This is a genomic window from Roseofilum capinflatum BLCC-M114 (genome assembly GCF_030068505.1).
Classification (GTDB): domain Bacteria; phylum Cyanobacteriota; class Cyanobacteriia; order Cyanobacteriales; family Desertifilaceae; genus Roseofilum; species Roseofilum capinflatum.
In genome coordinates, this window is the sequence record NZ_JAQOSO010000115.1 from 96,382 (window position 1) to 102,632 (window position 6,251).

General features: G+C 46.8%; 5 protein-coding genes. 3 read left to right on the forward strand and 2 right to left on the reverse strand.

Going from position 1 to position 6,251, the window contains the following annotated elements; genetic code table 11:
• The first annotated feature begins 125 nt into the window (after positions 1-125).
• Complete coding sequence (locus PMG25_RS22885; protein ID WP_283769218.1) at positions 126-2,363, forward strand: cyclic nucleotide-binding domain-containing protein; 2,238 nt, start codon at positions 126-128, stop codon at positions 2,361-2,363.
• On the opposite strand, the gene PMG25_RS22890 is transcribed toward PMG25_RS22885, so the two are convergent.
• Positions 2,360-2,770: a pre-16S rRNA-processing nuclease YqgF gene (locus PMG25_RS22890; protein ID WP_283769219.1), complete on the reverse strand. Its 411-nt coding sequence runs from the start codon at positions 2,768-2,770 to the stop codon at positions 2,360-2,362. The genes PMG25_RS22885 and PMG25_RS22890 overlap by 4 nt on opposite strands.
• A gap of 54 nt (positions 2,771-2,824) precedes the next feature.
• Here PMG25_RS22890 and PMG25_RS22895 point away from each other — a divergent pair, with 54 nt between their 5' ends.
• Together PMG25_RS22895 and PMG25_RS22900 are read left to right on the forward strand one after the other, a co-directional pair.
• The gene (locus PMG25_RS22895) at positions 2,825-3,805 is read left to right on the forward strand and encodes a LuxR C-terminal-related transcriptional regulator (protein ID WP_283769220.1); all 981 of its coding nucleotides are present in this window, start codon (positions 2,825-2,827) and stop codon (positions 3,803-3,805) included.
• Positions 3,806-4,033: 228 nt separating this feature from the next.
• Positions 4,034-4,756, forward strand: coding sequence for a hypothetical protein (locus tag PMG25_RS22900; protein WP_283769221.1), 723 nt, complete (start codon positions 4,034-4,036; stop codon positions 4,754-4,756).
• A 2-nt stretch (positions 4,757-4,758) separates the two neighbouring features.
• On the opposite strand, the gene PMG25_RS22905 is transcribed toward PMG25_RS22900, so the two are convergent.
• Positions 4,759-6,054, reverse strand: a complete 1,296-nt coding sequence (locus PMG25_RS22905; protein WP_283769222.1) for a dihydroorotase — start codon at positions 6,052-6,054, stop codon at positions 4,759-4,761.
• Between the last annotated feature and the right edge of the window lie 197 nt (positions 6,055-6,251).

Below are 6,251 nucleotides of genomic sequence, written 5' to 3' on the forward strand. Positions count from 1 at the left end.
ATTGTGACCTAGATCGCTGGGTAATGGGCAAACCATTCTTCACGCTATAATGCTGATTTTCTAGGCGGGTTATGGGAATGCACTCTCAAGCAAAATTGAGAGGATCGCACCTTATAAAGAAGGATATGAATGAAAATCTCGAAATTAAAGGCATTGTTGAGTTATTGGAGAATATTGGCGTATCCAAGTGTTTAAACGATCGCACCAGAGAACCTCTAATGGCTTCCTTAGAGGCGATCGATTTAGAACCGTTAGAAGTCTTATTCCGAGAGGCTGAAAAAGGGGATGCGCTCTACTTAGTGGCAGAGGGAGAACTAGAAGTATATAAAGGGGATGAGTTGAACTCACCCCTAATTTTAGGTCGTATCCAACCAGGAGAGTGGGTGGGGGAGCTGCAAGTTCTCTTAGGGGGCAAACGAACGGCATCGATTCGATCGCTCACGGCAAGTCAAGTGATTCGGTTTCCCAAAACTAATATGGTCGAGGCGATCGCCCAATGTCCAGAGCTGGGTCAATATTTCCTGGATCTGGTTCAACATCGCTTAAGGGAGCAGCAAATGACTGCTTTCTTCTCCCAAACCTTTGGCTACTTGGAAGACGATTGTATGCAAGAGTTAAAAGCTAAAGCGGAGTGGGTGCAACTGCGTCGAGGTGAGTGCTTGTGTCGTCAGGGAGAAGCAGGGGATAGTTTATATTGGGTCTTGCATGGACGGTTTAATACCTTGTTAGAAGATGATCGAGGTGAGATTAAAGTTTTAGGCACAATTGGTTCTGGGGAAATTATTGGTGAACTCTCAGTGATTACCCATGAACCGAGAAGTGCCAGCGTTTATGCTCTGCGAGACAGCTTGTTGATTCGCTATCGTCAAGCAGATTTTCAAGTTTTAATTCAACAGTATCCTGTGCTGCTACTGAAAACCACTGAGCGCTTAATTAAGCGGTTTAAGCAACGGGAGCGAGAATCTGGCGTAGTTAACCCAAAAATAGATCATCAAAATATTGCTATTTTACCGATCCATGAACCGACTTCTTTCAGGGAATTTACAGAATCTTTAGTCGCGGCTTTATCTAGCCATGGAGAAGTCTTGCATCTGAATCGCGATCGCCTGGCAGAAATATTAGACTTCCCGGATATTGCCGATGTCGATCCTGAAGAACCCCGTGGCGTAAGACTGCAACTCTGGCTCGAAGAACAGGAAAAACAGTATCGGTTTATTATTTTTGAAGGGGATGGCTCAGATTCTCCTTGGACACAACGCTGTATTCGACAAGCGGATCATTTGGTTTGGGTAGCTCTCTCTTCAGCCGATCCAGGGTTAACCCCTCTGGAAGAACGGGTGCAAGCGGAGCAAAATCCAGCCACCACCAGAGAACAAAGCTTGATTTTAATCCATGAAAATACGGAAAGCTTGCCCACCGGAACCCGATTTTGGTTAGAACCGAGAACTCTTTCTCTTCATCATCACGTGCGATCGCAACATCAGGGGGATATTGAACGGATCGGTCGCTTTTTAGCCGGTTGTGCGATCGGTTTAGCCCTCGGTGGAGGAGGGGGACGGGGAATGGCTCATATTGGCGTTTTTCACGCCTTAGAAATGATGGGTATTCCGATTGATTTTATTGGCGGAACCAGCATGGGATCGTTATTAGCCGCAGAATATGCCATGGGTTCAGATATTCCCACCATGATTGCTAGAGGTAAGGAAAATACAGCTAAGAATAATCCATTTACCACTGTGACGATTCCCGTTACCTCATTTCTGAGTCACAAAAAATTTGATCGGGGACTCAAATGGTTATATGGAGATATTCGCATTGAAGATTTGTGGATCAATTTTTTCGCCTGTTCCACCAATATCACCACAGGGCAGAAAAAAGTTCATCGTCGCGGTTTGGTTTGGCAAGCCATTCGCGCGTCGGCTGCTTTACCTGGCGCTTTTATTCCCTTTATTGACAATGGGGAACTGTTTATTGATGGGGGAGTAGTTGATAACGATCCCAGTTTAACGATGAAAGAACTCCATTCTGGGCCGATTATTCTATCGAGTGTTGCGCCCTGGTCGATGAATAAAATTGCGTTTTCCTACGAAGATTTTCCCTCTCCTTGGCAAATTCTCTGGAGCCGCATTAATCCTGGAATGAAGCCTATAGAATGTCCCGGTTTAATGGATTTCTTGGGGTTATCCATGGGAACTAAGAGCCTTTCTAATCTTCAGAAAACCTTTGCGGCTGCTGATATTGTTCTTACTCCACCTTTGCAGGATTATCCAGTATTCGAGGTGAGTAAAATTGATGAGCTGATTGAGATTGGTCGAGAGTATACCCTAGAACAACTCAAAGATCGGCCTGAGTTAGGGCATTAGGATTCAGACGGTTCTAGAGTAGCGAGATACCGTTCAATGAGGATAATGGCCACAATATCGTCAATGGGACGGGGAGGTTGGCGCATTCCTTGGGGAACCAGACGAGTTAAGCCCTTGGGAGGATACATTTTCCAGTAGCGATCGCCCGCTTCTAAGGTAGAATATCTCTCATCTACCTTGATGATTTCTAACGTTTCGGCAAACTCTGGCTTCAGTTTCGCTTCCCATGTTTTCGAGGTGGTTTGATTTCCCATGACCAACAGCGAAACCCCATATTGTTGAGACCAAGCCTTTAAAGTGGCGATCGCGCGATCGGAAGCAACGACCTCATGCTCCCATACCTGACCCTCTTCGGCCATCACCGCAATGCCACACTTATCTTTCCCCGGATCGAACCCCAAAATCATCAATTCTTCTACTGCCTACTTGTCCATATCCTCTCATTGTACGTTAGGGAAAATATGAATCGCTTGCAATTTCAGGCCACTTTGGAAGGATTAACGGCACGACGACGACAGGTGCTAAAGTTGGTGTTAGCAGGAGTCGGCGATCGGGCGATCGCCCAATCCCTGAATATCGAAACCTCCACGGTTCGCAAGCATATCGAAAACCTCTGTCGCGCTTTCGCCATTGAAAATGAGTTTCCCGACGATCGAACCTCGAAGCGTCCGGAATTAATTGCTCTATTCAATCAATACCAACCCGATTGGGTAACCACTCCCCAGATTTCATCTCCCTCTACCCCTTATCCCCTCTATAATCGAGACGTTTATATTCTCATCGATCAAAGCGGCTCCATGGTGCGTAAAGATGCAGATACAGGTAACCAAACTCGATATGAATACTTAGCAGAAATTGTAGAAGGACACTGTGCTGCAATTCTTGCCTATCGCCAGGAAGACCAGCGAATCTGCGATCGGCTCACCCTCCACTTTTTTAGTCGTCAGCGCACCCCTCCTTCCCCCATCACTATTACCGATCCATCAAAAATTCACAAACTATTTATCGAAAATCAACCCAAAACCAAAACTTTTATTACTCCAACCCTCGAACACTCCATAAATAGCTGGATTAGTCAACCCCATCCCATTGCCAACGGAGCCTTTTTTATCATCTATACCGATGGTCAATTTGACGATGAAGAGCAATTCATTGAACATCTGAAAACCCTCTGTCAACATATCGATCATCACAGTCAAGCCAAAGCGATCGTTTTAGGATTAGGAGAAGATATTAATATTGAACATTTTCTGACTCTAGACTTTAACTTCCATAAAACCATGGCAGCCAATATTTTTATCTTTGACTTAATTAACGAAGTGGATGATATTATTGAACTGCTTTCGCGCCAACTCACAGAAACCCCCCATCTAGCATTTCCCGACTGGGTAAAAATCCGCTATCCCCAGGTTGTTGAACAAGCCTTATTAATCAAAGAATAATACTGAATCCTGCTCCCCATACCCTGATTCTGACATTTGCTACCCCCTGATTCAGGGTTTATAGCTAGAACTTTTAGTCCACTCCCTTGGCTCCGTTCCATCCATTGCGGACGATCGCCTGGTGAAAAAAATTCAGATTATATTAAGCCTTACGAATTTTAGAACCATTTTCAAGAACCACAGGATAGTCTATAGGAAAGTGATAATTGAATTCACAAAGAGTCTATGATGATGGAAGCAGAACTCCAAAATTCTCTACTTGGCATTCCAGAGTACCTCAGTATGGGCTGGTCTGAGTTTAGAAAAAATATTCAAATCTTTTTGATTTTTCTTCTGATATCGAGTTTACCTCTTCTCATTCTGGAAGAATTTGAGCAACTTCCTGCGGGGCTAGAAATTTTGCTCTCCATTATCTCTAGTGTCCTGGTGATAGTTGTTGGACTCGCCATACCCGATGTCGTTGAGCGCTCCATTCGAGGTCAGAGTGTAGAAACGCTAACGGTATTGCAAAATGCTGCCCCCAAGATCTTAATTGCCTTCGTTGTCAGTTTTGTCATATCGATTATTGTTGCACTCGGCTTGGTTGTACTTATTATTCCAGGTATCTGGCTGTCTATTCGATACAGTTTTGCCTACTATGCTGTTGCCTTACGCAATTGTGGTTTCAATTCCCTAAGCTATAGTCAAACTCTGGTTAAAGGTCGTTGGTGGGGTGTATTTGGACGATTTCTAGGTTTAGGGATTTTGGTTGCTATCCCTATTTTCCTTTTGAGCCTGGCTATAAGTGTCGTTAGTGGTCTCCTCAGCGTCATTGGGTTAGACCTGGCTGCCCAAGCATTGTTGTTTCTAGGTAAGGGTGCAATTGGTTGTTATTTTACAACCGTATCTGTAATCATGTTCCTCAATTTTGACTACACGGCTAATCAGACCGATAAATCTGTTGGAGTATAGGACTATTTATTCTCAGGATACCGATCAAATCGGTGTATTACCCGACCCTGTATGTGGTGGTGCAACCAAGGGGTATTAGAAGCTAGAGACTTGAGGGTAGTGCGATCTGGAGTCCAGGATACTTGGGGATCGAAGACAATTAACTCGGCCGGTTGTCCTATATTTAAGCTGGGTGCAGTTTGATTCAAGCATAAAGCGGGATGGGTACTCAAACTGCGCCATAATTGCACAGCCGATAGTTCTTCCGTCACTACTAATCCTTGCCAGAGTAAGGGTAGCGCTAATTCTAACCCGATCGCCCCCGCCGGAGCTGTTTCAAAGCCCACGGTCTTTTCTTCGTAAGTATAGGGCGTATGATCGATCGCGATCGCATCAATCACTCCCTGACCCATACCCCAAATCAACGCTTCTCGATCCTCTGGATTGCCCAATGGGGCAGCTAGACGGAAACTGGGATCGTAGGGCATAAACCCACCTGTATTCTGGGAAGAAATAGCCTCTGTATCCAAGAGTAAATGCATCCAAGGGGTACTCGCGGTTACCGGTAGTCCCCCCTCCTTCGCCTCCTGGATTAATTGCACAGACCGAGCCGTAGACACCCGCATAATATGCACGCGGGTACGGGTTTGGGCTACCAGTTCCAACAGGGCCGCCAAAGCTGCGGTTTCGGCCGACGCGGGAATTCCCGGTAAGCCCAAGCGAGTGGACACATGACCTTCGCGCATGACTCCATCGGCCGCTAAATCCACCGCCAACGGCCAGAGAGCCACCGGTTTACCCAAGGGCCCGGCATATTCCAAGAGTCGGCGTAATAATAGCAGATTGGCGATCGCCTGACCATCACTAAACCCCACCACCCCCGCACCTGCCAACTCGCCCAACTCATTCATCTGTTGCCCCTTTGCCCCTTGGGTGAGCGCCCCCCAAAATGAGAGTTGCACCCCCAGATACTGGGGCGTTTTCCCCTTCAACAGAGCCACCGTTGCCGGGTTATCGATGGGAGGATAAGTAGTTGGCAAAATCCCCACCCGAATAAATCCCCCCGCCCTCGCTGCATGGACTAAAGACTCCAGGGTTTCCCGCTCCTCGAATCCTGGCTGCCCACTTTGACTATATAAATCTACCAATCCCGGCCCGACAATCAACCCCTGACCATCCTGCACTTGGGTTTCTGGGGGATACTCATGAATCGAGTCCCCCATGGCTTTAATTTCGCCATGGTCTAACCATACATCTTGAATTTGGTCAGTTTGGGCGATGGGATTAATGGCCCGTACTTGTTTAAGCAGCGTACTCATGGCATGTTCAGGCGATGGGGGGATAATGGATGCCCTCTCCCTCTATCCCTCTCCCACGGGAGAGGGACTTTCACCCCCTTCTCCTATGGGAGAAGGGGGCAGGGGGATGAGGGGCGTAACCGAGAGCTTGCCCTCTCCCTAAATCCCTCTCCCACGGGAGAGGGACTTTCACCCCCTTCTCCTATGGGAGAAGGGGG

Coding starts and splice junctions, on each gene's coding strand:
- PMG25_RS22885 (WP_283769218.1), top strand. CDS start 126: ATGAATGAAAATCTCGAAATTAAAGGCATTGTTGAGTTATTGGAGAAT.
- PMG25_RS22890 (WP_283769219.1), bottom strand. CDS start 2,770: ATGATTTTGGGGTTCGATCCGGGGAAAGATAAGTGTGGCATTGCGGTG.
- PMG25_RS22895 (WP_283769220.1), top strand. CDS start 2,825: ATGAATCGCTTGCAATTTCAGGCCACTTTGGAAGGATTAACGGCACGA.
- PMG25_RS22900 (WP_283769221.1), top strand. CDS start 4,034: ATGATGGAAGCAGAACTCCAAAATTCTCTACTTGGCATTCCAGAGTAC.
- PMG25_RS22905 (WP_283769222.1), bottom strand. CDS start 6,054: ATGAGTACGCTGCTTAAACAAGTACGGGCCATTAATCCCATCGCCCAA.